The 26,605-nt window shown below is 68.6% G+C and carries 19 protein-coding genes; 9 read left to right on the top strand and 10 right to left on the bottom strand.

The annotated features are described in order from the left end of the window. Positions 1-531 precede the first annotated feature (531 nt). A complete protein-coding gene (locus I1A62_RS37570) occupies positions 532-3,831 on the top strand; it encodes a (Fe-S)-binding protein (protein WP_219457349.1) in 3,300 nt (1,099 codons plus the stop codon). A gap of 56 nt (positions 3,832-3,887) precedes the next feature. On the opposite strand, the gene I1A62_RS37565 is transcribed toward I1A62_RS37570, so the two are convergent. Next, positions 3,888-5,420, bottom strand: a complete 1,533-nt coding sequence (locus I1A62_RS37565) for an Hsp70 family protein (protein WP_257890637.1) — start codon at positions 5,418-5,420, stop codon at positions 3,888-3,890. A 224-nt stretch (positions 5,421-5,644) separates the two neighbouring features. Between I1A62_RS37565 and I1A62_RS37560 the strand changes: the two genes are divergently transcribed. The 3 genes from I1A62_RS37560 to I1A62_RS37550 all read left to right on the top strand — a co-directional run bounded on the left by I1A62_RS37560 (position 5,645) and on the right by I1A62_RS37550 (position 10,419). Next, positions 5,645-7,141: a hypothetical protein gene (locus I1A62_RS37560; RefSeq protein ID WP_219457348.1), complete on the top strand. Its 1,497-nt coding sequence runs from the start codon at positions 5,645-5,647 to the stop codon at positions 7,139-7,141. A gap of 87 nt (positions 7,142-7,228) precedes the next feature. Further along, positions 7,229-8,974, top strand: a complete 1,746-nt coding sequence (locus tag I1A62_RS37555; RefSeq protein WP_219457346.1) for an Isoniazid-inducible protein iniA — start codon at positions 7,229-7,231, stop codon at positions 8,972-8,974. Continuing rightward, positions 8,971-10,419 carry a dynamin family protein gene (locus tag I1A62_RS37550; protein ID WP_219457344.1) on the top strand — a complete coding sequence of 483 codons (1,449 nt, stop codon included), beginning with the start codon at positions 8,971-8,973 and terminating at the stop codon, positions 10,417-10,419. The genes I1A62_RS37555 and I1A62_RS37550 overlap by 4 nt, the downstream gene beginning before the upstream one ends. A gap of 19 nt (positions 10,420-10,438) precedes the next feature. On the opposite strand, the gene I1A62_RS37545 is transcribed toward I1A62_RS37550, so the two are convergent. Beyond that, positions 10,439-12,385 carry a prolyl oligopeptidase family serine peptidase gene (locus I1A62_RS37545; protein WP_219457342.1) on the bottom strand — a complete coding sequence of 649 codons (1,947 nt, stop codon included), beginning with the start codon at positions 12,383-12,385 and terminating at the stop codon, positions 10,439-10,441. Positions 12,386-12,409: 24 nt separating this feature from the next. Continuing rightward, positions 12,410-13,810 (bottom strand): carotenoid oxygenase family protein, encoded by a 1,401-nt coding sequence (locus I1A62_RS37540; protein WP_219457340.1) that lies wholly within the window; start codon positions 13,808-13,810, stop codon positions 12,410-12,412. Positions 13,811-13,949: 139 nt separating this feature from the next. On the opposite strand from I1A62_RS37540, the gene I1A62_RS37535 reads away from it, so the two are divergent. From I1A62_RS37535 to I1A62_RS37525, 3 genes are read left to right on the top strand one after another with little or no spacing between them, the layout of a single operon-like run. Then, positions 13,950-15,212, top strand: a complete 1,263-nt coding sequence (locus tag I1A62_RS37535) for a pyridoxal phosphate-dependent aminotransferase (RefSeq protein WP_005253480.1) — start codon at positions 13,950-13,952, stop codon at positions 15,210-15,212. Positions 15,213-15,268: 56 nt separating this feature from the next. Next, a complete protein-coding gene (locus I1A62_RS37530) occupies positions 15,269-15,988 on the top strand; it encodes a helix-turn-helix domain-containing protein (RefSeq protein ID WP_124395729.1) in 720 nt (239 codons plus the stop codon). Then, positions 15,985-16,425 carry a hypothetical protein gene (locus I1A62_RS37525; RefSeq protein WP_219457338.1) on the top strand — a complete coding sequence of 147 codons (441 nt, stop codon included), beginning with the start codon at positions 15,985-15,987 and terminating at the stop codon, positions 16,423-16,425. Before I1A62_RS37530 ends, I1A62_RS37525 begins: the two co-directional genes overlap by 4 nt. Here the strand turns inward: I1A62_RS37525 and I1A62_RS37520 are convergent. After that, the gene (locus tag I1A62_RS37520) at positions 16,416-17,597 is read right to left on the bottom strand and encodes an MAB_1171c family putative transporter (protein WP_219457337.1); all 1,182 of its coding nucleotides are present in this window, start codon (positions 17,595-17,597) and stop codon (positions 16,416-16,418) included. The two genes, I1A62_RS37525 and I1A62_RS37520, sit on opposite strands and share 10 nt — an antisense overlap. Before the next feature lie 4 nt (positions 17,598-17,601). Next, a complete protein-coding gene (locus I1A62_RS37515) occupies positions 17,602-18,063 on the bottom strand; it encodes a hypothetical protein (RefSeq protein WP_257890636.1) in 462 nt (153 codons plus the stop codon). 559 nt (positions 18,064-18,622) lie between these two features. Between I1A62_RS37515 and I1A62_RS37510 the strand changes: the two genes are divergently transcribed. Beyond that, complete coding sequence (locus tag I1A62_RS37510) at positions 18,623-19,924, top strand: YibE/F family protein (protein ID WP_219457333.1); 1,302 nt, start codon at positions 18,623-18,625, stop codon at positions 19,922-19,924. 11 nt (positions 19,925-19,935) lie between these two features. On the opposite strand, the gene I1A62_RS37505 is transcribed toward I1A62_RS37510, so the two are convergent. The 4 genes from I1A62_RS37505 to I1A62_RS37490 form a co-directional block, all read right to left on the bottom strand. After that, complete coding sequence (locus tag I1A62_RS37505; protein WP_257890635.1) at positions 19,936-20,169, bottom strand: hypothetical protein; 234 nt, start codon at positions 20,167-20,169, stop codon at positions 19,936-19,938. Positions 20,170-20,253: 84 nt separating this feature from the next. After that, complete coding sequence (locus I1A62_RS37500) at positions 20,254-21,681, bottom strand: Hsp70 family protein (RefSeq protein ID WP_219457331.1); 1,428 nt, start codon at positions 21,679-21,681, stop codon at positions 20,254-20,256. A gap of 115 nt (positions 21,682-21,796) precedes the next feature. Further along, complete coding sequence (locus I1A62_RS37495; protein WP_219457328.1) at positions 21,797-22,756, bottom strand: triacylglycerol lipase; 960 nt, start codon at positions 22,754-22,756, stop codon at positions 21,797-21,799. Positions 22,757-22,863: 107 nt separating this feature from the next. Then, positions 22,864-24,186, bottom strand: coding sequence for a UDP-glucose/GDP-mannose dehydrogenase family protein (locus I1A62_RS37490; protein WP_124395736.1), 1,323 nt, complete (start codon positions 24,184-24,186; stop codon positions 22,864-22,866). Positions 24,187-24,291: 105 nt separating this feature from the next. Between I1A62_RS37490 and I1A62_RS37485 the strand changes: the two genes are divergently transcribed. Then, positions 24,292-24,810: a protein tyrosine phosphatase gene (locus tag I1A62_RS37485; RefSeq protein WP_219457326.1), complete on the top strand. Its 519-nt coding sequence runs from the start codon at positions 24,292-24,294 to the stop codon at positions 24,808-24,810. Here I1A62_RS37485 and I1A62_RS37480 read toward each other — a convergent pair. After that, the gene (locus tag I1A62_RS37480; protein WP_219457324.1) at positions 24,775-26,487 is read right to left on the bottom strand and encodes a polysaccharide biosynthesis tyrosine autokinase; all 1,713 of its coding nucleotides are present in this window, start codon (positions 26,485-26,487) and stop codon (positions 24,775-24,777) included. The genes I1A62_RS37485 and I1A62_RS37480 overlap by 36 nt on opposite strands. Positions 26,488-26,605 lie beyond the last annotated feature (118 nt).

Raw genomic sequence — 26,605 nt, 5'->3', positions numbered from 1 at the left:
GAAAACACGCTCAGAGTAACAGCGGAATCACGGCGGAAATGTCCATTGACGAAAAATTCACCGCAGCGACAAGGCGCCGGTCGCAAGCTGGTCGATTGCAACGTAATTCGCACGAATTACATGGGGTGAATTAGTCCGGTCGGGCGGATTTTCGGCAGCGCCGACATCGACGCACGGAATATTTGCCCGTCGTTATCCCGCCGCAATGCAACCGCACTGAATTCGTGACCGAAATGGCGACAGAAGCGCACCCGGGAGACCTCTCGGACAGTCCCGCGCACCCGTCCGCCGAAGTTAGGGCGACCTTGGGTGAACGCCGCAAATTCGACCCTTTAACGTGGCGAACAGAAAGTCCGATTGTGGCATGCACCACATGCCTCATCGGCGCCCCAGCTGCAGATATCCCGCTCGAGCCAACTAAGTTACCCACAGGTAGGCTAGGTAAGTTACCAGTGGGTAACTTAGCAAGCGTTAGGATCACGAGCAGTCCCGAGGTGGCCGCCCTGCCGCCCTGAAACGAAAGGCCGCGACATGAATGCCCTGACGATCACGTTGGGCACCATCGGCGTGCTGCTGAGCCTCGTATGTTGGTTCTCCTTCATCACAGGCGCATTGAAGATGGTCAACGTCGTCCGGATCGGCCAGTCGGCCCCGGATCGATGGCGCCCCTTCTTCCCGCGCTTCAAGCAGATGTGTGTCGAGTTCATCGCCCACACGCGCATGAGCAAGTTCCGCACCGTCGGCTGGGCCCACTGGCTGGTCATGGTCGGCTTCATGCTCGGAGCCGTCGTGTGGTTCGAGGCGTACGGCCAGACGTTCAACCCGGAGTTCCACTGGCCGCTGGTCGGTAACACCGCCGTCTACCACTTCGTCGACGAGATTCTCGGCCTCGGCACGGTCATCGGTATCACCACACTGATCGTGATCCGCCAGCTCAACCACCCCCGAGTGCCCGCGCGGCTGTCCCGTTTCGGTGGCTCCGACTTCAAGGCCGCGTACTTCGTCGAGGCCGTCGTCCTCATCGAGGGTCTCGGCATGATCTTCGTGAAGGCCGGGAAGATCGCCACCTACGGCCACTCGAACCCGTGGACCGACTTCTTCACGATGAACCTCGCGAAGCTGCTTCCCGCGAGCCCGAACATGGTCGCGTTCTTCGCCTTCGTCAAGCTGATGTCGGGCATGATCTGGCTCTACGTCGTCGGCCGCAACATCACCTGGGGTGTCGCCTGGCACCGGTTCGCGGCGTTCGCGAACATCTACTTCAAGCGTGAGGACGACGGCGACGTCGCGCTCGGCGCCGCCAAGCCGATGATGTCCGGTGGCAAGCCCATCAACATGGAGGACGCCGATCCCGACACCGACACGTTCGGTGCCGGCAACATCGAGGACTTCTCCTGGAAGGGCTGGCTGGACTTCACCACCTGCACCGAGTGCGGGCGGTGCCAGTCGCAGTGCCCCGCGTGGAACACCGGTAAGCCGCTGTCCCCGAAGCTGCTCATCACGTCGCTGCGCGACCACGGTTACGCCAAGGCTCCGTACCTGCTCGCCGGTGGCCGCAAGGACATGGGCGGCGACGAGGTCGGCCTGGTGAACGGCGAAGGCGCCGTCGACGACGCCAAGCTGGCGGCGATCCCCGAGGCGGCCCGCCAGGAAGCCGAGCGCAAGCTGGTCGGCGAGACCGTCGAAGGCGAGCTGGCCCCGGTCATCGACGCCGAGACGCTGTGGAGCTGCACCAACTGCGGCGCGTGCGTCGAGCAGTGCCCCGTCGACATCGAGCACGTCGACCACATCATCGACATGCGCCGCTACCAGGTGCTGATCGAGTCGGAGTTCCCGTCCGAGCTGGCCGGCCTGTTCAAGAACCTCGAGAACAAGGGCAACCCGTGGGGTCAGAACTCCAAGGACCGTCTCAACTGGATCAGTGAGATGGACTTCGAGATCCCCGTGTTCGGCCAGGACGCAGACAGCTTCGAGGACTACGAGTACCTCTTCTGGGTCGGCTGCGCCGGCGCCTACGAGGACCGCGCCAAGAAGACCACGAAGGCCGTCGCCGAACTCCTCGCCACCGCAGGCGTGAAGTTCATGGTGCTCGGCGCCGACGAGACGTGCACCGGCGACTCCGCTCGCCGCGCCGGTAACGAATTCCTGTTCCAGCAGCTCGCCATGCAGAACATCGAGTTGCTGAACTCGGTCTTCGACGGCGTCGAGCAGCGCAAGCGCAAGATCGTCGTCACCTGCGCCCACTGCTTCAACGCGCTCGGCAACGAGTACCCGGAGGTCGGCGGCGACTACGAGGTGGTGCACCACACTCAGCTGCTCAACCGCCTGGTCCGTCAGAAGAAGCTGATTCCGGTCGCCTCCGTCGGTGAGGACATCACCTACCACGACCCCTGCTTCCTCGGCCGCCACAACAAGGTCTACGACGCTCCCCGCGAGCTGATGGAAGCCTCCGGCGCGAAGCTGAAGGAAATGCCCCGGCACGGCGAACGGTCCATGTGCTGTGGTGCCGGTGGTGCGCGCATGTGGATGGAAGAGAACATCGGCAAGCGCATCAACATCGACCGGGTCGACGAGGCGCTCAGCACGGATCCGAAGAAGATCGCGACCGGCTGCCCGTTCTGCCGCGTCATGCTCACCGACGGTGTCACGGCTCGCCAGGAGTCCGGCCAGGGTGAGGGTGTCGAGGTCGTCGACGTCGCCCAGCTGATGCTCTCGTCCATCACGCGTCTCGAGCCGGAGAAGCTGACCGAGAACATCAAGGTCGTCCCCCGCGAGAAGCCGGCCGAACCGGTGGCAGCCGAGGCCAAGGCAGCGGTAGTCGAAAAGGAACGCGTCGAGGAGGTCGAGGAGGCCGCCGCAACTCCGGCCGCCACGGAAGCTCCCGCAGGCAAGGGCCTGGCGATGAAGGGCCTGGCCAAGGCACCCGGAGCGAAGGCTCCCGGCGCCAAGGCACCCGGCGCGAAAGCACCCGGTCTCGGCATGGCGGGCGGGGCGAAAGCTCCCGGCGCCAAGGCGCCCGGCAAGGGTCTCGGCATGGCCGGTGGGGCGAAGGCTCCCGGCGCCAAGAAGGCTGCTCCCGCCGCCGCGGCTGATGCAGGCTCGGAGGCTCCGGCAGCGGAGGCACCCAAGGCGAAGGGCCTCGGGCTCGCCGGTGGTGCGAAAGCACCGGGCGGCAAGGGTCTGCAGATGAAGGGTGCCGCCAAGGCTCCCGGCGCGAAGGCCGCCGCTCCGGCCGCCGACGCACCGGCCGCCGACGCACCGGCCGCTGAGGCTCCCGCCGCCGAAACGCCCGCTCAGGACGCGCCCGCGGCGAAGCCGAAGGGGCTCGGACTCGCGTCCGGCGCCAAGGCACCGGGCAAGGGCCTGCAGATGAAGGGCAAGGCGAAGGCTCCCGGGGCGAAGGCCGCCGCTCCGGCCGAGCCGGCGGTCGCCGAATCCCAGGCTGCCGCGCCCCCGGCTGCCGAACCGGAGGTCGTCGACACCTCCTCCGCTTCGGAAGCTCCCGCGGCCGAGGCTCCGAAGGCTCCTCCGATGGCGAAGGCCGGTGGACTCGGTTTCAAGAGCGGTGCCAAGGCTCCCGGGGCCCGCAAGTCTGCGGCTCCCAAGGCCGCAGCACCGAAGGCCGAGGCACCCGAGGCTTCCCCGGCTGAAGCAGCCCAGGCCGAGGCACCGAAAGCCGAAGCACCCGCGGCCGAGGCTCCGAAGATAGAGGAGTCGAACGGCGACGGGTCCAACGGCAAGGCACCGGAGACGGCGCAGGCCCCGCCGCAGGCCAAGCCCGGTGGGCTCGGTTTCAAGGCCGGCGCGAAGGCACCGGGCCGGAAGAGCTAGCCGACAGCAGTGACCAGCAACGCCCCCACCGATCACGGTGGGGGCGTTGCTGTTTTCTACCGCGGTCCGGCGCCGCCGCGTCCGCCCGCTCCGCCGCCCATCGGCTGAGCGGGCGCCGGGTTCTGCACGGTGTATTCCTGCACCGTGTCATTCCCCGGGGTGTCGTCCTGCGCGGTCTGGCCGGCGGACGATGCCTGGTCGACGGACGAAGTGGTGGTGGTCGTCGTTGCCGAGGGCGTCTCGTCCTGGCCGATCAGCTGGGTCGCTGCCGCGCCGCCGCCCAGGAGGACGAGAGCGGCGACACTCGCCGCGACCATCCAGCCCCGGATACCCGACTTCGGGGTCTTCGCGGCCGGGGCGACGGTGTGTGTGACAGCCGGTGTGGGCGGGGAAACGGGCCTGGTCGGCACCCCGGCGGATGCGGAGGGAGGCAGCACACGCGACGTTGCCGCCGCGATCGGTCGCGGCGCCGCCGGTGGCTTCACCCGCGGCCCCGGCGCCGACATCACCCGGGAACCCGACTTCCGGAGCGATGCCCGCTCGGCGATCACCGCCGCGCCGCGGGCGGACGCCGTCGACGGTTCAGGCGAGACGACGAGGGGGACGTCCACGGCCGTCGACAGCAGTTCGGTCACGAGCGGTACCGCCGCTCCGCCGCCGAGGAGGACGACCGCGTCGACGGGAGTTGCGGTCTCGGCGAGACGTTCGAGTTCACGTGCCACCGCGTTCGCGGCGTCAGTGAGTGAGCCACGGATGACGTCCTCGAATTCGGAACGCATGACACGTATCTGGCGTCGGATGCCGGGAAGCTCGACGGTCACCACGGCAGAGGTGTCCTGCGACAACCGCTCCTTCGCGATCCGGCAGCGGGCCGCGAGTTCGGCGAGGGCCGCGCGGTGGGCGGGTTCGTCGACGTCGAAGTCTGGGTTCGCGTTCAGTACCAGCGCGACCACATGACCCATCAGTAGCCGGTCGGCGTGGTCTCCGCTGAAGTCGGTGCTGCGCGTCGATGGGCGCACAGCGAATTCGGCGCCCTGCCTGGTGGCCACGGTCAGGTCGAGCGAGTGGGCTCCGACGTCGCACAGCAGCACTGTGTCGCAGTCGTCGAGTTTCTCCACCCGGGCGACCCACGTGAGTGCCGCGGTGGTTTCGGGGATCACGGTGACTGTGCGGTTCTGCAGCAGACCCCAGCGACGGATCTCGTCCTCGAGTTCCTCCACCGCGTATCCCGACCAGCCCGCTGGGGCCGCGACCACCACATGGTCGGGCGCCGGGGTGCGGCCCCGAATCAGGCAGTCGAGCGCGGTGGTCACCAACTGCACGGCCGGGGTGCGGGTCCCGTCGTCGCCGATCACCGGAACAGGGTCACCGACTCTGTCGATGAAGTCACGAAAGACGATGCTGCCCTGCGGAAGCGACGCTGCACGGTGCGGCCCGAGCGTCGGCGCGCTGCTGGACGACAGCGCGAGTTCGGCGGAGTGCCGCACCACCGTGAATCCGTCGTGCTCGTGGTGCCCCTGCGATTCACCGTGCATCTGTGCGGACACGAACGAGTCGGAACCCATACTGATCCCCATCGATGTCCGCATGTCGTGATCTCCATTCCGTGGTACGGCAGGCGGATTTCCTGCCGGTCGAAACGCTAGACCGCCTTCCTGTACCGACCGCTGTGCGCTTCCTGCGATGTTCCTGTGTGCGTGGCGGCGAACGGCCCCTAGGGAAGGTGCAGCGTCCTCCCATGGTCTTCCCAGGAATGGTCCATAACGTCGTCGGCAGTCGCCTCGAAGGGGCAAACCGAGATGAAGGAGCACTCATGACGAGAAGCGAAATCCACCCGTCGGACGTCCTCGAACACGACGCACCCACCCCGCACGCCGCGATCGACGCACGGGCACCTCAGCCCGACCTGGGCGGCGCGCCCCATGCGGCGGACCTTCTGCGCGACGGACTCGACGGTCTCCTGCGCGACCTCCGCCCGGCGAACCCGACCGGCGATCATCCTGCTCAGCACGTTGAGCAGCAGAAGAATTTGCATGACGTTTCGCACGACAACGACAGTCGCGGGTTCGAGAACACCGGCCGTCAGAACAACACAGACACCCGTCACGACAACCACACCGACGGCGACCGACAGAACCACGCCGCCGACTCCTCGCGAGACAACAACAACGGCCGCGACGAGACCAACCACCAAGACAACGCCGGCCACCGGGACGACGCAGGTCGCCAAAGCACCGCCCCCGGCAACCAGGCCCACGAGAACGACAGCACGATCAACCACGACGGACGCACCGACGGCAACAACGTCGCGAGCCATCAGAACGCCCTCTCGAACCCGTCGGCGTCGTTCGGCAACCCGGGCCGCGGTGAGTCGGCAATGAACTCGGGCGGCGCGTCCGCGTCTCAGCCCGCATTCGGTCAGGGCAACGCAGTTGCGACGCAGCCGTCGACGCTGGCGCCCACGTCGGTGTCTGCGCAGACGTCGTCGGCCGTGCAGCCTGCCGCGGCCGGTCCGGCAACGAGTGCGGCGCCGGCAACGGCGGCGTCCGCGGCCCAGCCGATCACGGCGACCCCGGTCTCGACCCATTCCGATGCGGCGGTGACGTCGCAGCCTCTCGACACGACGATTCGGCAGACGAACACCGAACCTGCCTCGGCGACGACGACATCCGACACGGACCGGAATCAGAATCAGGTTGCGGACCAGCAGAGCACGCGGAGCGCGGAGACTGCCTCGGTCACCGGCGACGAGGGAACGCGAACAGCGTCGACGGATAACACCCCGACCAACGCCACCCAGACCGACGCCGCCACGCAGAACGCGACGGCACCCACCGCGGATCTCGGCCGAACCGAGGCGACCACAGCGGCAACCCCAACGACAACGGCACAAGAGGCGACAACCACGGCCACAGCACCCGCCGCCGATCTCGGCCAATCCCAGGCGGCCACCGCGACCAATGCGACCACCACCACGACAGACAGCAGTGACCTCTCGGCGACGGACCACAGTTCTGCGGTCAGCACGCTCACGGACACGGCGTCGGACACCGGACTCAGCCATGACACGGCAACGACTGACACCGCCACCACCGACACCGCGACGACGTTCGACACCACCACCTCGCACGACTCGAGTACCACGTACGACTCGAGCACCACCTACGACTCGAGCACCGCGCTCGACACCGGCACATCACTCGACGCGACGAGCCTCTCGTCAGGGCTGACGGCCGATTCCGGCAGCACTCTCGACACCCACGATCAGAGCCTGACTGCGACGACGACTGTCGACCAGCACGTGTTCTGACCTCGACGTGGCGGGTCCGCCCACTCCCCTGCAGCGGGCCCGCCACTCCCCTCTCTCGAATGCCCGTCACCGACTCTTGCGGAGATCATGAACGCCACCCTCGAATCCTCAGCCGCCAATGCCCCTGTGCGCCCGAATCTTCCCGCCGAGACCACTGCGTCGATGACGGCGCTGCTGTCGCAGTTGGCGGCGCTGACCCGGACTGCGGGTCGCGGCGATCTCCTGACCCGGCTGTCGCACACCGAGTCTCGCCTCGCCGATCCGCGGACGCGGGTGGTGGTGCTCGGTCTGACCGACAAGGGTGTCAGTTCCGTGGCGGGCGCGCTCGTCGACGCGGACGTGTCGGCGACGGCACGGTCGCGGCAGGAGCCGGTGGTGGTCGAGTACGGACCTGTCGCGGCGGATCCGGATTCGACGGTCACCCTCCCCCATGATCTGCTCGCGGAGGGTCTGGTGCTGGTCGACGCGCCCAGTTTCTCCGGTCACGCTCCGGCGCGCGCGGCGGACACGCTGGCGCTGGTTCCCACGGCGGATGCGGTGCTGTTCGTCTCCGATGCGAGTCAGGAATACACCGAACCCGAGGTCGCCCTGCTGACACAGGTGCACAAGCTGTGCCCGATGGTGATCTGCGTCGTCAACAAGATCGACTTCTATCCGCGGTGGGCAGACATCCAGAAGGCCAACCGCACGCACCTGCAGAATGCGGATCTCGCGCTGCCGTTGCTGCCGGTGTCCGCGCTGATGCACGCGGACGCTCTCGAGGCGGGCGATGACGCGCTCGACGTCGAATCCGGCATTCCGCAGCTGGTCGACTATCTGCGCACGCAGGTGGTCGCGAAATCGGATGTCGTGCTCCGCAATTCGGTGATCGTCGACGTTCGCACCGTCACCGACCACCTGTCGCTGTCGCTGAGCGCCGAACTGGACACGTTGCGTGATCCGCAGCGCGGCGCCGCCCTCGTCGAGCAGATGACCGGGGCCCGCGCGGCGGCGGATCAGCTCCGGCAGCGATCCGCGAACTGGCAGTACACCCTGGCCGACGGCGCGATCGAATTGATGACGGACATCGAGCACGACCTGCGTCATCGTCTGCGCACCGTCATCCGCGCGGCGGAGGAGGACATCGGCAAGTCCGATCCGGCGCCGCGGTGGGAGGAGTTCGGTTCCTGGCTCGACGGCGAGATCGCGACGTGCGTGCGGGAGAACTTCGTGATGGCCCACACCCGTTCGCAGGCCCTCGCGCTGTCGGTCGCGGGGCGGTTCGCCGAGGACGGCAAGGTCCCAGTTCCCGCGCTGCGCATCGACAATGTGGATCACGTGCTCGAACCCGTGAACACGCTCGAATCCCTGGAGAGTGCGCAGGGTTTCACGCAGCGTGTCCTGTCCAGCATGCGCGGGTCGTACGGCGGCGTGCTGATGGTCGGCCTGGTCACGAGCCTGGCCGGCCTGGCGCTGGTGAACCCCTTCTCGATCGGCGCGGGAGTGCTGCTCGGCGCCAACACGTACCGCGAGGACCGCAAGGCGCGCACCGCCCGCAGGCAGGCGGAGGCGAAGGTGGCGGTGTCGCGACTGATGGACGACGTGATCTTCCAGGTAGGGAAGGAATCGAAGCAGCGACTGCGGGAGGTGCAACGCGTCCTGCGCGACCACTTCACCAACCTGGCGAACGAGATGCTCCGTTCCGTCGACGATTCGCTGCGCGCGGCGACGGAGGCGTCGAAGATGCACGACGATCACCGTGCGACGCGGTCGGCGCAGATCCGCACGGAACTCGACACGTTGCGGCAGATCCGAATGCAGGCCGCCGGATTCGCGGGGCAGGTGGCGGCATGAGCGTCACCCGTCTGGGCTCCCAGACCCGCCAGCTGATCGATGCCGCCCGGCACGAACTGCGCAGCGACCCCGCCACCGTCGAGGAACTCCGGCACTGCGGCGCCCGCCTCGAGGAACCGCTCCGGGTCGCGCTCACCGGCACGCTGAAGGCCGGCAAGTCGACGCTGCTCAACGCCCTCGTCGGCGAGGAGATCGCACCCACCGACGCCACCGAGTGCACTCGGGTGGTCACCTGGTTCGAGCAGTCTGCCACGCCACGAATCGATCTCACCCACGATGCCGGACGCCGGACGCGACTGCCCGTGCACCGGGACGAGGGCAGGCTGTCGCTGGACCTGGGCACGGTGACCGCGGATCGGGTGGAGCGACTGCAGGTGGGGTGGCCGTCGGCGTTGCTCGGCGAGTTCACGCTCGTCGACACACCGGGAACGTCGTCGAATTCGCGGGACGTGTCGGCGCGGACCCGGGCGCTGCTCCTCCCCGAGGACGGGCCGTGCGACGTCGACGCCGTCGTCTACCTGACCCGGGGCACCGACGGAGCGGACGTTCGGTTGCTCGACCAGTTGCAGACCCGCGTCGGTACGGCCGCGGGTCCGCTGGGCATCGTCGGTGTGCTGTCGCGGGCCGACGAGGTGAAGGGCGGCCGCGAACGCACCCTCGACGCGGCCCGCGCCGCCGCCGACGACGCGGGTCGCCGGGTGCAACGCAGCCTGCTGCCCGTGTCGGGGCTTCTCGCGCTGCGCGGCCGCACTCTGCGTCAGACCGAGTTCGACGACCTGGCGCTACTCGCCACCGTTCCGGACAGCGTGCTCGAGTCCGCGCTGCGTTCGATCACCCGGTTCACGGCGGAGGGCACCGACCTCGTGCTGCCGCCGGGGCAGCGACGCGACCTCCTCGAGAGTTTCGGCCTGTTCGGTATCCGGTTCGCGGTCATGCTGATCCGCTCGGGCGCGACCGACGCGCCGGCGCTGGCCCGGGAGTTGACGGCACACAGCGGCCTCGAGGACCTGCGCCGCACGCTGCACCTTCAGTTCGGTCAGCGCAGCACCGAACTGAAGGCGCACTCCGCGCTCCGCACGCTGAAGGCCGTGCTGGCCCGGACCCCGTCGTCGGCGAGCCGCAGCCTGAGCCGGGCGGCGGATCGCCTGCTCGCGGACACCCACGTGTTCCGGGAACTGCGGGTGCTGTCGGGCCTGCGCTCGAGCGGTCTGCAACTGCGGGACTCGGACGTCGTCCTGCTCGAGCGGGTGCTCGGTGGTGAGGGCATGTCGCCGCACACCCGCCTCGGCATGCCCGCCGACGCCGCCCCGGAGCAGATCTCACGCGTCGCGCTGACGGCCCTGCGGTTCTGGCGGTCCCAGGCGGGACGCCCGACCATCGACACTGCGACGGTGCAGGCGTGTGCGTGTGCGGCGCGGTCCTGCGAGGCCCTGCTCGCCCGATGACGAGCCCAGGGTCCCGCGTCTACCCCTCGGGCTGCCACAGTTCGAGCCGCGGAATGTCCGGCGGCTCGAATCCCAGTACCTGCCCGTAGAAGGAGAGTTCGGCGTTACGGGAGCTGATGAGGGTGGCCAGCTTCCGGAATCCGTGCGACTCCCCCTCGTATTCGAGGTAGGCGTGCGGGATGCCCTTCTCCACGAGCGCATCCCGGAACCGTTCCGCCTGCGACGGCGGCACGATCGGATCGTCGAGCCCCTGCAGCAGCAGGACCGGGCAGTTCAGCCCGGCGACGTTGTTCAGCGGTGCCCGCTCGGCGTAGAGGTCGGCGGCTTCCGGCAGCGGTCCGATCAGACCGTCGATGTACCGGGACTCGAAGTCGTGCGTCTCCTTCACGAAACCGTCGAGTTCGGCGACACCGAAGTAGGAGGCACCGCAGGCGAACACGTCCGAAGTCGTCAGTGCCGCGAGCACCGTCCATCCGCCGGCGGATCCGCCTTCGATCGCCAGCCGGCGGGGGTCCGCCATCCCCGCCTCGGCCAGACCGGTCACCGCGGTCACCACGTCCTCGACGTCGACGACCCCCCACTGGCCCCGTAGCCGGTTGCGGTATTCGCGCCCGTACCCGGTGGATCCGCCGTAGTTCACGTCGACGACGCCGATGCCGCGGCTGGTGAAGAACGCGAACACGGGATTCAGCGACGGTGCGACCCGCGACGTCGGTCCGCCGTGCACGAACGCCACGTACGGCGGCAGTTCGCCGTCCTCGCCGCGGTACCGCGGGTGCCGCGGCGGATAGGCGATCGCGTGGACTTCGCGTTCGGCGCCCTGGAACGTCAACTGCCGGGCTTCGGGGAGGTACGCCGCCTCGGGCAGTTCGGTGACCGACAGCCTGACGGTGCGGAGGTCACCGGTGTCGAGGTCGAGTTCGCGCAGGCCCGACGGGGTCTGGGCGCCGCCGGTGAGCAGCAGGATCCGGTTGCCGTTGCGATCCCCGAGACCGATGCTGGTGAGTCCGTCCAGCGGGATGTCCACCAGCGAACCGCTGGCCGGATCGAGCACGGCGAGGGTGTCGGTGCCGAACGTGCGCACGGTCAGCAGTGTGCCGTCGTCGCGGCGGGTGTGCCAGCGGCCGCCGAGCATCCACAGGGCACCGCCGAAGTCGGCGTCCATCGGGCACAACGCCACCGGTTCGGGGTCGTCGATGCCCACCCGGTACAGATTCCACCAGCCGCTGCGGTCGCTGATCGTGTACAGCTCGGTGGGCCCGACCCATTCGGGTTGCAGCACCGATTCCTCGGTACCGCCGAGCAGTGTCCGCACCTTCCCGTTGACGCGGCCGCCCTCGACGGCCACGATCCTGAGCTCGGTGCCGTCCCACGGCATCTGGGGGTGGTCCCACGCGATCCACGCGAGGTGCCTGCGGTCCGGGGACAGTCGCGGATTGGCAAGGAAATCCGAGCCGGCGACGACGGATCGCACCCGATGCGGGTCGTCGGCCGCCGACCCGTCCAGCGGGACGACGCAGATGTCGCGGGACACGCCGCCCTCGGTGTCGTGCGTTTCGCGGACCGCCCACACCTCGCCGTCGACCACCGACAGGTCGCCGTACCGCAGCGAGCAGGGCTGCGGAGGCTCCGGTGTCAGCGGCACCGGGGTCCCGCCTTCCAGCAGGTACAGGCGCTGGTCGCTGAACTCGGCGAACACGAGGTGGCCGGCGTCGGTGACGGTCCAGCCGCCGCCGCCGTACTCGTGGACGCGGGTGCGGGCGTTCCACGGTGCGGGCAGAATGTCTTCCGGTTCGTCGTCGAGGCCGAGCCGCCGCACCGCGACCCGCCCGCCTTCGCTGGGTCGCAGTTCCGACCACCACACGTCGTCGCCCACGTACCGGCCACCCTCGACGGGGTGGCCGCTGGAGGCGAGGTCCGCCGCCGCGATCGGAGAGGGCCAGGAACCGTAGGGCGCAGAGGTCATCCGCCGAGGATATTCCGCCGCCCGCTACTCCGCAGGCAGCCACGCGCCGTGAAGGCCCGCCGGAACCCGAATCGGCAGTCGCACCTTCCCGATCGGCCCCGACCCGGGGTCGTCGGCGGGCAGCACGAAGAACCAGGACGACAGGTCGCTGCGGTTGGTGCCGATCATCCCCCAGTACTCGTGCTCGGCGCCGGGCATGAAGATCGGTTCGCCCACCGACACACTGCCCGGGTCCCAGTGCGTCTCGGTGCCGCGGGCGGTGTCGAAGAACCACAGCGAATCCTGACGTCCCTGGCTGCGGTCGAGTTTGCCGACCGTCGCCACGGTGCGGTGCCCGCGGGTCAGTTCCCGGTCGTCGACCCGTGGGAACTCGACGTCGCGGTCGCACACCACCTCTCGCGTCACCCGTCCGCTGCCGGGGTCGACGACGGCGCGGACCAGCGAGCCGAGCGACGGCGCCGGGGCCTTCGCGAATCCGCCGGGATACGTCCACTCCACGTAGTCGACGCTCACCCGCCCGTCGGGCAGGTCGAACGCGTTCGCGAAATGCCACACCCAGTACGCGTCGTGCGTCGTCCACCGCACGGGACCGCCGTCGCGGGGGATCAGCGCGATCCGCGTGCCGTCCTCCGGCCGCCAGTCCAGCACGGACCCGCCGGTCAGCACCGCGGCGATGTCGAACACCAGCGGGCACAGCATCAGCACGATGTACCGCTCGGTGAGCGCCATGTCGTGAATCATCAGCGGCGTGTCCACGCCCTCGACCGCCGTCGGGGTCCGCGCGACGGATCCGTCCGGGTTCACCACCGACCACGTCAGATACGGGGGCTCCAACATGTAGTTGAACAGGACCATCTGCCCGGTGACCGGGTCGATCTTGGGGTGCGCGGTGCTGCCCACGCTCATTGCGCCGTCGCAGTTGTCCCGCCCCAGCGTGCTCAGGTCGGCCGGGTCGAGGCGGAACGGCAGCGTGGTCTCGGCCATCGCGAGGAGTCGTCCGCCGTGCCGGACGATGTTGATGTCGGGCAGTTCGCGGGACGTGCCCGCCAGTTCGGGCCCCACCTCGTCCTCGGTCGGCGTGTAGAGGTCGGTGACCCCGGCCCAGATGACGTGTCCGGCCTCCTCTTCCGCCGCCACCATCGGGGTGCGGACGAATCGGTTGGTGTACCGGGCGGCACTGTCGGCCAACTCGACCCGGTGGACCATGCCGTCGCCGTCGAGTGGATACACGTAGGTGCCGATCGGGTCGAACCGCGGATTGGGACCGTTGCGCAGATACGCGCCGTGCAGATCGGCGGGCAGTTCGCCGATCACCTCGAGATCCCGGACGTCGACCTCCTCCCGCTGCGGCTCGAACACTCCGACGAGGTGGCTGTGGTGCGCGATGTCGACGGGGCCGGGACGGCCGGTTACCGGTGCTGCCATGTGGGTCTTTCCCTCCGGGCGCGGTGAACACGACCCCCTCTCGAGGGTACGACGGGCGCGTGCGCGGGCGGCGTGTTTCGACGACACGACGACGGTCCGATACCCACCAGTAGAAATCGGGTTGCCCGGGAGTGGGAGAATGACCGTCGTGAGCAACCCAGACCACGGCCACCACCGCATGCCGCATCGCAAGCTGGAGCAGTCCACCAAGCTCCAGAACGTGCTCTACGAGATTCGTGGACCGGTACATGCCCACGCCGCCCGGCTGGAGGCGGAGGGACACCGGATTCTCAAGCTCAACATCGGCAACCCCGCGCCGTTCGGTTTCGACGCGCCCGACGTGATCATGCGCGACATGATCGCCGCGCTCCCGTACGCGCAGGGGTACTCCGAGTCCAAGGGCATCCTGTCGGCGCGCCGCGCGATCGTCACCCGCTACGAACTGGTCGCCGGGTTCCCCGAACTCGACGTCGACGACATCTACCTGGGCAACGGCGTGTCCGAGCTCATCACGATGACGATGCAGGCGCTCCTCGACAACGGCGACGAGGTGCTGATCCCGGCGCCGGACTACCCGCTGTGGACGGCGATGACGAGCCTTGCCGGCGGCACCCCGGTGCACTACCTGTGCGACGAGGGCAACGACTGGAACCCCGACATCGCGGACATCGAGTCCAAGATCACCGACAAGACCAAGGCCCTCCTCGTCATCAACCCGAACAATCCGACGGGTGCGGTGTACTCGATGGAGGTGCTGCAGCAGCTCGTCGATCTGGCGCGCAAGCATCAACTGTTGCTTCTCGCGGACGAGATCTACGACAAGATCCTCTACGACGACGCCAAGCACATCTCGCTGGCGACGCTGGCCCCGGATCTGCTGTGCCTGACGTTCAACGGTCTGTCGAAGGCGTACCGCGTCGCGGGTTACCGGTCCGGCTGGGTGGCCATCACCGGCCCGAAGGAGCACGCGGCGGGTTTCCTCGAGGGACTCGACCTGCTGGCGTCGACGCGTCTGTGCCCGAACGTGCCCGGTCAGCACGCCATCCAGGTGGCGCTCGGCGGGCACCAGAGCATCGAGGACCTGATCCTGCCGGGTGGCCGGCTGCTCGAGCAGCGTGACGTGGCGTGGGAACGCCTGAACATGATCCCCGGCGTCTCGTGTGTGAAGCCGAAGGGCGCGCTGTACGCGTTCCCGCGTCTCGACCCGAACGTCTACGAGATCTACGACGACGAGAAGCTGGTCCAGGACCTGCTGCTGCAGGAGAAGATCCTGATGGTGCAGGGCACCGGTTTCAACTGGCCGGACCACGACCACCTCCGGATCGTGACGCTGCCGTGGGCGCGGGATCTCGCTGTCGCCATCGAGCGGTTCGGTAATTTCCTCACCAGCTACAAGCAGTAGGATCGAGACACAGCAAGCGACACGCGCGTCGCTTGCGTGTCTCCTGGGGGAAAACAATGGTCACCAGCACCCGCGCGCGTTTCGGACAATTCGTCCACCGGCGACGGCGTCTGCTGAACCTCACACAGGACCAGGTCACGGCCGCCGGTGGCCCGTCCGACGCAGCTCAGACACGCGCCGAGAACGGGACCGGCCCGGATCCGAGCATCGAGACGCTCCGCAAACTGGACGTCGCGCTGCGGTGGGCGCCGGGCAGCGCTGCCCGCACCCTCGACGGCGGTCACCCGACTCCCCTCGAGGCGCTCGACGGGGACGAGCGGGCGCCGTCGTCACGTCCGCTGACGCTCGGACCGTCGGAGATTCCGCTGGATCTGGACACGATCATCGAGATCCTGGGGCCGCACACCCAGCTCACGAGGCTGAGCGTGGCGCACCCCGAGGTTCCTGGTCTCGTCGAGGCGGCGGGTGAACTGAGCCGTGTGGTCTCGAAGATCACCGGCGCCTACGTGACGCGGTTGCTGGAAGTCAACGGAGGCCCCGCCGGACCGCGCCAGCCGCTGGTGGAGTTCGCGTTCGGTCACCTGCTGGAGGAGCCGTCGACCGTCACCGACCCCCGCGAACTCGAGGAGGCGCGGTATCGCCGTTTCCTCTACGGCCGGGGGGAGGATCTCGACGCGGCCACCCGGGAGCGTTTCTGGCGTCGATGGGAGGACGCGGTGAAACTCGTCGCCACCGACGATCCTGAACGCAGCGGAGACGCGGAGGTGACCGCATGAACGGGGTGCCGTTGTCGGTGCGGGTCAACCGCCTGTTCTCCCTCGCCCACGATCTCGACGGTCCCGAACCGGGCGAGGACACCGTCGCCGCGGGGGTGTCGCGGATCCTCGGCCGCCCCGTTGCGCCGTCCGAGATCGAGTCGCTGCGCACGAATGATCACGAGCCGCCCGAACCCGACGTCCTGCGGGCGGTCGCGCAGCACTTCCACGCCCCCGAGCAGTACCTCGCGGCCGACGGCTACCACGACTACGACACCCTGGTCCGGTTCAAGATCGCGGTCCGCGAGGCGGGGGTGCAGCACCTGTCGATGCGATCGCTCGACGCGAACGCGGAACCGACCACCGCCGAGATGGAATCGCTGATCCCGCTGCTGGAGAATCTGCGGCGGAGCCACGGCCAGCTGCCGATCGCGTCGCCGGACTCCCGTCAGACCTGAGCGGGGACGCGCGCCGACGGGTCCTCGGGCCCGCCGAACTGCGGGAGGCGCCGCGCCCACAGCGCGGCCGCCATCCGCTCGCCGGCCTTCCAGTGGTCGGCCAGCCGCGCCAGTTCCCACGGTTCGCCGCCGACGTCGGTCGCGAACCGGTGCGTCGTCCCGCCGGTGCCGTGCGCCCGGTGGCCGGCGCTGCGGGCGAGGCACGCGAGGTGCAGTCGCGCCGCCGTGACCACGGGCGGTGCGATGCCGGTGTGGTCGCCGAGTTCGAACACGACGTGCCGGTCGAGGACCATGATCGCGTCGCGGATCTCGACGCTCATGCGGTCCAGGCGGCCGCGGACGGTCAGTGCCCGGCGGTCGGCCGGCCGCAGTTCCAGGACCACTTCCGGGACCGCGCCCGTCAGGGTCCGCCACATCGGCTGCAGCCGGCGAATGATCCGCCGCGACCGCCACCGGTGACCGAGCACCCGGATCACCGGTCCCGCCGAGATGATCGCGCCCGCCGACACGACGAGCACCCGGATGAACGCCCCCGAGTCGCTGTGCGATTCGGTCAGGGCGTTGTCTTCGCTGACGGCGTTGACCACCCCGGTCGTCATGACGACACCCATGTCGAACACCTCGAACAGCGACAGCGCGATGACGGCGAGAAACACCCGGCGTTCGCGTCCCGGGGTCGCGCTGCGCACGGCTTTCAGTGAGATCCACAGGTTGAGCACGGCGACGGCGAGGATCGGGACGGCGTACGTGATGCAGTAGGCCGCGAAGAGCCAGCCGCCCTCGTCCGCGATGGCGACGCCGCGCGACCGTGCCGGGGCGCTCAGCGCGATGAGGGTCGCCCCCGCGACGAGGCACACCGACAGCGACACGACGTGGATGTGGGGCAGACGCGCCGGGCCGAGCGCCCACGCGGAGAAGAGGCTGATCAGCGACGCCGCGGTGAGGATGATGCAGACGTTGCTGAGGGTGTTCGCGAATCCGTACCCGAACCAGAGGTCGAGCCAGTGCTGCGCCGGCGACCGCTGGAGGACCAGGGAGAGCGAGGCGAAGACGAGGGCGGCGTTCATCCGGCGTTCGGCGACGGTCGACCGGACCAGGGCCACGCGCAGGAGGGTGGTCCCCCAGACGACGGCGAGCAGCGGCCAGCTCACGTAGGTGGGCGGTTCGTACACGGCGTCAGAACGTTCCGAGCATCCGCGACGCCCGGGCGTCACCGGCAGTGACGCCGCTCGTCGTCACGCGGCGACCGGCCATGATCAGCGTAGCCAGCAGTTCCGCCTCGTATTCCTGGTCGTTCGAATAGTTGGATCGGCCGAGCATCTTGACCACACCTGCCGTGTCGACCGACGGCGCGGCCGCCGACAGCACCGTCGAGTCGACGGACGTGTCTCCGACGGCGTCGCGGTCGTGGCCGAGTTCCATGTGCGCCAGTTCGTGGCAGATGATGTGGGTGGCGTGGACGTCCGACATCCCTGTCGCGTAGAGGATCACGTCGTCGTCGGCCCGTGCGAGCCAGAGTCCGGAATGTCCGCCCTGGACCAGGGCGTGCGAGACGGGGACCAGGTGGATCGGGCGGCCCCGGCGGGCTGCGACACCGCCGATCAGCTGATCCCTGTTCCAGGGCACGGGAATACCCATCTCCGCCACGATCCGGCGAAGATGGTTGCTGGGTCGTCGCGATGGCCGCGAGATTCGCACTGGTAACACCTCCGAACGGCAATAATCCTAAGCCGTCGGCGTTCGAGGTCACGACATGTGGGCGATTTCACCTACCCGGTTGACGAATACCCCTCATGTGTCGGTAGATTGGCAACCGGCACCTCGAGTGCCGCGAGCACCTGTCGCCCCTCCCCCCTGTGGGCGCCAGGTTGGTGGCGGGGTCAACCCCCTGTACCCCGCCACCCAGCTCGGCACTTCTCCACGCAGTGGCTTGTCGCCCGCGGAACACACCCCTCGTTCGGAGTTCCGGACCACCTTCGCGTGAAGCTCGGCGTTCGCTGCAAATTAACTGCTGCGTGCCATGTTCCGATATCTAATCACACCGGCGACATATAAGCGACACAAGAGCAATACGCACCGGACAGCTCGGCAACACCGGCACCGCACGCCACTTCCGTCACAGCGTTCCCGGTCTGCTTCCGGTTACCCTGTCGTGCGTGCGGAGACAATCCCCCCAGCAGCCGACGCGAAGCGGACGATGAGCGAATTCCACGGACACGGCCACGGACATGGACACGGCCACAGCGACGGACCGGCCCCGATGGGACCCGTCGCCGCCAAGGTGGTCGTCGGGCTCCTCGTCGCCATCGGTGTCGCGGTACTCATCGGCGCCATCGCGTTGTGGCCCGGCAAGCCGAGCGTCGACGTCGAGCAGCCGTTTCAGAGCGCCCAGGGCGGTGCCGTCGTCACGGAGTCGGGCACGGTCACGATGCAGAACATCGGCGACTGCGGCAGTCCGTCGGCCGGGCGCGCGTTCACCGGCGCACCGCTGCCCCCGCCCGCCGGCGCCTACGAGTGCCAGCGCAGCATCGTCGACATCGAGTCCGGTCCCAACTCCGGCACCCAGACGCTGCTCGAGATCATCCCGGGCCCCGGCCAGCCCGACCTCCGGGTGGGCGAGCACATCCGGCTCTCCCGCCAGACGGATGTGAACGGCACGACGGACTACTCGTTCGAGGACTACGCCCGCGGTCTGCCCGTCACCCTCATCGCACTCGCGTTCGCCGCCGTCGTGATCGCGGTCGCGCGGTGGCGCGGGTTCCGGGCGCTCGTCGGCATCGTCGTCTCGTTCGGCGTGCTCGTCCTGTTCACGCTCCCGGCCCTGCTGGACGGGCAACCGGCGATCCCGGTGGCGCTCGTGTCCGGCGCCGTCATCCTGTATGCCGTGCTGTATCTCGCGCACGGCGTCTCGCTGCGCACCAGTTCGGCGTTGCTCGGCACCCTCGCGTCGATGGCCCTGGCGGCCGTCCTCTCCTACGCCACCATCGAGATGACGCGCCTGACCGGGCTGTCCGAGGAGCAGAACACCAACGTCCAGACTTACATCCAGCACGTCAGCATCACCGGGCTGCTGCTGGCCGGTTTCATCATCGGCTCGCTGGGTGTGCTCAACGACGTCACCATCACGCAGGCGGCGTCGGCATTCGAACTGGCCTCGCTCGACCCGGACGCGTCGAGGCGCCAGATCTTCGGTTCCGCGATGCGCGTCGGCCGCGATCACATCGCCAGCACCGTGTACACCCTCGTCCTCGCGTATGCCGGCGGGGCGCTGCCGCTGCTGTTGCTGTTCAGTGTGGCGGGCCGGTCGATCCAGGACGTGCTGCTCAGCGACGCCGTGGCCATCGAGATCGTGCGCTCGGCGGTCGGCGGCATCGCGTTGGCGCTGTCGGTTCCGCTGACCACCGCGATCGCGGTGATGCTGGCGCGCCCGATCGGCGCAGGGCCCAGCGGCGCGGCGCCCGCGGTCAGGCCGTCACGGGGTGGCCGTCACTCCAAATAGCGGGTGCACCCCTAGCTGAAGAGTCCGACCTCCCGGAGGACGATGAAGATGATCGCGATGACCATCAGCGCGTATACGGTCAGCATCGTCACCTTGGCCGCATGTTCGCTGGTGGGCGGGAACATCTTCAGGATCGGCTTCGTATACGCCACGAGCCGTCGTGTTTCTGCCGGCGCGGCCGCCGAAGACGGGGAAACGTTGGGAGTGCTGTGGAACTCCGCTGGATTTGCAGTCACTGCACACATCCTCTCTACGCCGGAACCATTCCCATGGTAGGCCCGCGGAGCGGGGCAAGGCACCTCGAATCGGCGGCCGGGCCGCGGCGACGTCTAGGTTCCGGGGAGCCTGGGCAGTTCGGGCAGTTCGGGCAGTTGGAACGGCGGCAGTTGGATCTGCGGCAAACCGGGAAATATCGGTGCGGGCGGAGGCGGCGGCGGTGCGGGTTCCGCCTCGGGAATCCGGATCTGCGACGCCGTCTGCACGGGCGCCTCGACGGTCTCGGACGTCGGCGGCGGCGCGGGCGTCGTCGGTGACGGTGTGGCCATCTCGGTGACGACCGGCGGATTGGCGGTGAGTTGCGTAGTCGCCGGCTGCGACGACCCCTCGGTGCGCGACAACAGGTTCTTGCCGTACCCGAGACCGAGACCGATCACCGCCACCACGGCGAGCGCGGTACCCGCCAGCGCGGCGCCCCGGATCTGGATCTTGGCCACCTGCTGACTCGGCGGCGGCGCGGCGGCGCTCAGCCACGACGGGGTACTCGACGGCGCACCGCTGCGCGCGACGACTGCGGTCGGAGCGTGCCGGAAGGCGTCCGCCTCGAACTCGGCGCGAGGCGTGTACTGCGGCGGCGGGAGGACTCGGGCGACCTCGGCGGCCGGTGGCATCACAGCCTGGGCGAGCAGCGCAGCACCTTGTGCCGCAACGAGTTCGGGATGATCGGGAACGATGACCGGCAATCCGAGCCACGACTCCAGCACCGTGCGCACGAGAGGAATGCGGGCACCGCCACCGGTGAGCACCACGGCATCCGGGGTTCGTCCGGACCGCGTGATCACGTCGCGTGCGAGGCGCGCCGACGATTCGACGGTGACACCGATGAGCGAGTCGAAGACGTCGCGCGACAACAGCAGCAGGCCACCGTCGCCGGGGACGGCGACGGCGCCGCCGGTGGACAGCCGCTCCTTCGCCTCACGGCAGCGGAGGTCGAGCGCCAGGCTCGCGGCCGCGTCGCGGGGCGCCTCGATGCGGTTGTTCTCCAACTGGTTGGCCCGGACCATCCGGTCGAAGACGTCGCCGCTCACCGTGTCGGTGCGGACCGTCTCGACCACCTCACCCGTCGCCCGGTCGACGACGCTCACGGTGAGCCCGGAACTGCCCAGGTCGTAGAACACGAGCGTCGAGTGGTCGCCCAGGGCTCCCGAGACGTCGAGGAATTTCAGCGCGGCCGAGGCCTCGGTGACGAGTTGGTAGTTGACGAGTTGCTGCCGGGCCATCGCCGCCTGGACGGCACCTGCCTGCGCTTCGTCGCGGTAGGCGACGCCGGTGGCGTGCACCTGCCCGGCGTCGGGTGCCCCGGCGAGGACGACGCCGATCGATTCGGCGGCCAGTTCCTCCGGCAGATCCCGGCCTGCGGCGACGACCTGCGCCCGGAAATCGGGGAGGTGCCTGCTTGCGGCGTCGTCACGGTTCACGGAGTCGGGTCGTGCCAAGCGCACAGCGCTCGCACCGACCGACACACCTAGAACCGAACTCATGGGCCGCCCAACTCGACTGTGCACGGGTTCGATCCGGAATCCCCCCACTCCATGGCCCGCAGTCTAGCGAAGCGGTCCGACACGGCAACCGGGCAACCGGTCGGCGGCGGACAACTCAGAAGTTGCTCGCGATGATCACTCCCGGGATGCCCGTGCCCAGCGGCACGAACGTGCACGGCGGCACCACCACGTGGGCGGGATCGAGGGTGTTGAGCACCAGTTGCTGGGAGAACGGGTCGTACGGCAGGTTGAAATGTCCGGTCTGATCGATCGGGCACAGGTCCTGGACGAGGATGTTGGTGGCACCGGGGTCGTGCAGCGCGACGTTGGTGTACGGCTGGATCACCTCGTCGTAGCGCGTCCCGATCGTGGTGTATTCGGCGCCGGGGACGGTGTCACCGCCGGCATTGAGGGCGGTGAGGAACGGCGAGCCCTGTACCTGCTCGGCGAGCGCCTCCGAACCGATCGTCTCGATCAGTTCGGTGCCCCCGGGAACGGACGTCACCGCCGTCGCGATCCCGAAGAACGTTCCCCCGTAGGTGGGCGACGCCAGACCGATCCAGTGGTGCACCTTGGATGCTCCGCCGAGCCTGTTGACGTAGTACCGGGCCACCGTCGCGCCCTGCGAGTGCCCGATGAGGTCGACCTCGTCCGCGCCGGTCGCGGACAGCACGTCGTCGACGAACACCTCGAGTTCCGCGGCACCCTCGGTCATCGTCTGCATCCCGAAGTGGTCGGTGCCCGGTTTCCGCCCGTAGTTGAGGGCGAACACGCAGTAGCCGGCAGCTTTCAGTTTCGGGCTCAGCCCGGCCCAGTTCGAATAGGCACTGCCGTCGCTGCCGTGCACGAGAATCACGGGGCGGGGATGCGCGGGATCGGGGCGGCACGAGAAGTCGTTGGCGCCGGGCGGCGCGGAATGCGGATGCTGCTTCGCGTACGCGATCGCGGTACCGGGGTCGGATTGCGGGGGCCCCGGCAGCGTCGGGACTTCCGCCGCGTGAGCGGGCGCGGCGCCGAGCACGCAGATCACGGCAGCGAGGACTGCGAGTCGGAATCCGTGACGTGCCTTCGACATCGCCCAGCCCTCCGTTACGATTTGGGCTGACGCTACCGTCCGCCGATGCCGCCGGCAGTGGAGATCGTCAAACCCGTTGTCGCGGGGCGTTCCGCACTCTGCGCGAGCTATCCCCTCCCGAGGCCCCGGTAGACCCACCCGGCGGTGCGCCAGTCCGCGGCGTCGAGGCAGTTGCGGCCGTCGACCATCACCCGCGCGCGCACCACACCGTTCAGATCCTCCGGTTTCAGGGCGGCGAACTCTGCCCACTCGGTGAGCAGCAGGACGGCGTCCGCGTTGTCGCACGCCTCGACCGCCGACGTCGCGTAGTTCAGCGTCGGGAAGAGCCTGCGGGAGTTGTCGAGGGCCTTCGGGTCGTAGACGCTGACGACGGCCCCGTGCAATTGCATCATTCCGGCGACGTTGAGTGCCGGGGAGTCGCGGACGTCGTCGGACTCCGGTTTGAACGCCGCGCCGAGGACGGCCACGTTGGCGCCGAGCAGCGATCCTCCGCACGCCTGCGCCGCCAACTCCACCATCCGGGTGCGACGGCGCATGTTGATGCTGTCGACCTCCCGCAGGAAGTGCAGTGCCTGGTTCGCGCCCAGCTCACCGGCCCGGGCCATGAACGCGCGGATGTCCTTGGGCAGGCAGCCGCCGCCGAAGCCGAGACCGGCGTTGAGGAACCGCCGGCCGATCCGCGCGTCGTAGCCGAGGGCGTCGGCGAGTTGAGTGACGTCGGCGCCGGTGGCCTCGCACACCTCGGAGATGGCGTTGATGAAGGAAATCTTGGTGGCGAGGAACGCGTTGGCCGAGACCTTGACCAGTTCCGCGGTGGCGAGGTCGGTGACCAGGAACGGGATGTCCTCGCCGAGCAGGCGGGCATACAGCTCACGCAACTCGGCCTCCGCGCGTCCGGGGCGCAGGCGGTCCACGCCCAGCACCATCCGGTCGGGGTGCAGGGTGTCCTCGACGGCGAAGCCCTCCCGGAGGAACTCCGGGTTCCACGCCACCTCCACGGCGTCACCCGCCGGCGCGAGCGCGCGGGCCCGCGCACCCAGATCGGCCGCCGTCCCGACGGGCACGGTCGACTTGCCGACGATGACGGCGGGACGGTCGAGCAGCGGCGCGAGCGTGTCGATCACCGAGTGCACGTGCCGCAGGTCCGCGCCGTACTCCCCCTTCTTCTGCGGGGTGCCGACACCGAGGAAGTGGAGGTCCGCGAACTCCGCGGCCTCGCGGTACGACGTGGTGAAGTGCAATCGGCCGGCGTCGATGTTCCGGCGCAGAACCTCGGCGAGTCCGGGCTCGTAGAACGGGACCTCTCCGGAGGAGAGCTTCGCCACTTTTCCGGGGTCGATGTCGACGCCCAGGACGTCGTGACCCAACTCCGCCATGCAGGCGGCGTGGGTGGCTCCCAGGTATCCGGTTCCAAACACGGTGCAGCGCATGCACCCTTGATAACCAGTGCAGGTGAGCGCGATATTTACCCGGCAGATGTTCGAAGCCAACAGTGCGTGTACGGACGGTGCGGGGCGAGACCCTATGCTTCGCCCATGCATGTTCTCTTCGTCTGCACCGGAAACGTCTGTCGCTCCCCAACGGCCGAGCGCCTCGCAGTGGCATACGCCGAGGAGCTCGGGATCACCGATCTGACCGCCGAAAGCGCAGGTACACGCGCTGCCGTCGGACGCCCGATGGAACCGACGGCCGCGCAAGTCCTCGAAGGGCTCGGCGGTAACCCGGCCGAGTTCACCGCGCGGATGCTCACCGCGGATCTCGCGGTGGAGGCCGACCTGGTGCTGACGATGACCGAGCGTCAGCGCGAGAAGGTGCTGGCGCTGGCTCCCGAGCAGTTGAAGAAGACGTTCACGCTGAAGGAGGCCGCCCGTCTCGCCGAGGCGGCGGATGCGAAGTCGGTGGCCGATCTGGCTGCGGCGCGTCCCAGACACAAGGCCGACGACACTCCCGAAGACGTGCCGGACCCGATGGGACAGGACGAGGACACGTTCCTGACCATCGGGTCCGAGATCGCCGATCTACTGGGTGTGATCGCGCGGAGCATCCGTCTCTGACCAGGGTTCCTGGTCGTCACGGTAGCGGCGGGTGCGCCTCGGTGTGGGAGGCACCGGTGCGCCCGACTGCTGCTCGTTGCCGTAGTGGTCGGCAGCTCCGTACCACTGCTGACCCTGGTCGCCGTGGTATGCGCCCTGATAGGCGGGGGCACCTTGGTAGGCCGGGACTTCCTGCTGATCTCCCCCGTACGGCTGCTGCGGGTACTCGTCGCGCACGTACTGGGCCTGCTGCTGCGGCACCGGCGGCTGGGGTGTCTGGTGCTGCGGCGCCTGCTGCTGGACGGCAGGCTGCGCGGGGGCGGCCTGCTGCATCTGAGGCAGCGACTTGTCGGTCTCGTAGTAGTACTTGTACTCGTAGACCCCGCGACCGCGGCTCGGCGTCATCGTGATGATCGTTCCGAGGATGGTCGCCCCGACGCTCTGTAGGTTGCCCACCGCCCGCGACAGCTGGTCCCGCTTAGTTTCGGCGTGCCGGGCGATGACCAGGGCGCCGTCCGACATCGCGGTGAGCACGGTCGCGTCGGTGACCGGCAGCAGCGGGGACGCGTCGACGATCACGTAGTCGAATCGTCCGCGGAGGTCGGCCAGCGCCTGGCGGGCCGTCTCGGTTCCGAGCAGCTCACTGGGGTTCGGCGGGATCGGCCCGGACGCCAGGACGGTGAGACCCGAGTATTGCGTCGGCTGGAGCACGGCGTCGAGGTCGGCCTTGCCCGCCAGGACGCTGCTGAGCCCGACGGACCCGACGACGCCAAGGTACTTCGACACGCGCGGCTTGCGGAGGTCACCTTCGACGAGGCACACGTTCTGGCCGCCCTCCGCCAGCACGAGCGCAATGTTGATCGCGGTGGTGGTCTTGCCCTCGGTGGGCAGCGAACTGGTGACCACGATGACGCGCGGCGGGTTGTCGACCTCGAGGAACTGCAGGTTGGTGCGGAGTTCGCGGTAGGCCTCCGCGCTCGAGGAATTGCCCTCGGCGAAGTTGATGGCCTGCTGCGTCTGCCGCTCCTTGTCGAACGGGATGGTGCCGATCAGCGCCGAACCGGCCAGTTCCTCGACGGTGCGCCGATCCTTGACCGTGTTGTCGAGGCGATCCCGCAGGACGGCGAAGGCGATGCCGAGCAGCAGCCCGACCGCCGCGCCCAGTGCGAGGTTGCGCAGCGTCTTGGGCGAGACGGGAGTGGACGGCGTCTGCGCCTGCTGTTCGACGACGACGCGGGCCGCGGGGGCCCCACCCTTCTCCGGGGTCTCGAGCTCCCGGGCCATGACGACGAACTCGTCGGACAGGGCGTTGGCGATGTCGCGGGCGCGTTCCGGCGACGGATCCTGCACCTTGACGTCGATGAGCACGGTGTCCGGTGCGGAGCTGGCCTTCACCTGTGAGGCGAGCGCCGCCGCCGTGCCGCCCAGATCGAGCTTGTCGATCGTCCGCTGCGCGAGGGTCTCGCCGGTGAGCAGTTTGGTGTAGGACGTCACCCGCTGCTGCGAGAACAGGTTGCCCTGGTACACCTCGTTCACCGACGATCCCGCGGACGTCGAGACGAACAACCGGGTCGACGCCTCGTAGATCGGAGTGGTCAGCAACGACGCTCCGAGTGCACCGAGAATCGCGACCACGGTGGTGATCGCGATGATTTTCCAACGTGACTGCAGAATTCGCAGGTAGTCCTGAATTTCCATTATCGAGTCTCTTCCAATTGCGTCGCGCTCAGCGGCGCGATCGAGCTGTCATTCACATCGTTCTGACCCGACTGAATCGCTACATCGTAGTGATGAGGTCCACGGTCGGCGTCACGTG

The organism is Rhodococcus sp. USK10, assembly GCF_019378875.1.
GTDB lineage: Bacteria > Actinomycetota > Actinomycetes > Mycobacteriales > Mycobacteriaceae > Rhodococcus_F > Rhodococcus_F pseudokoreensis.
This window is presented reverse-complemented; position numbering and strand designations above follow the sequence as displayed.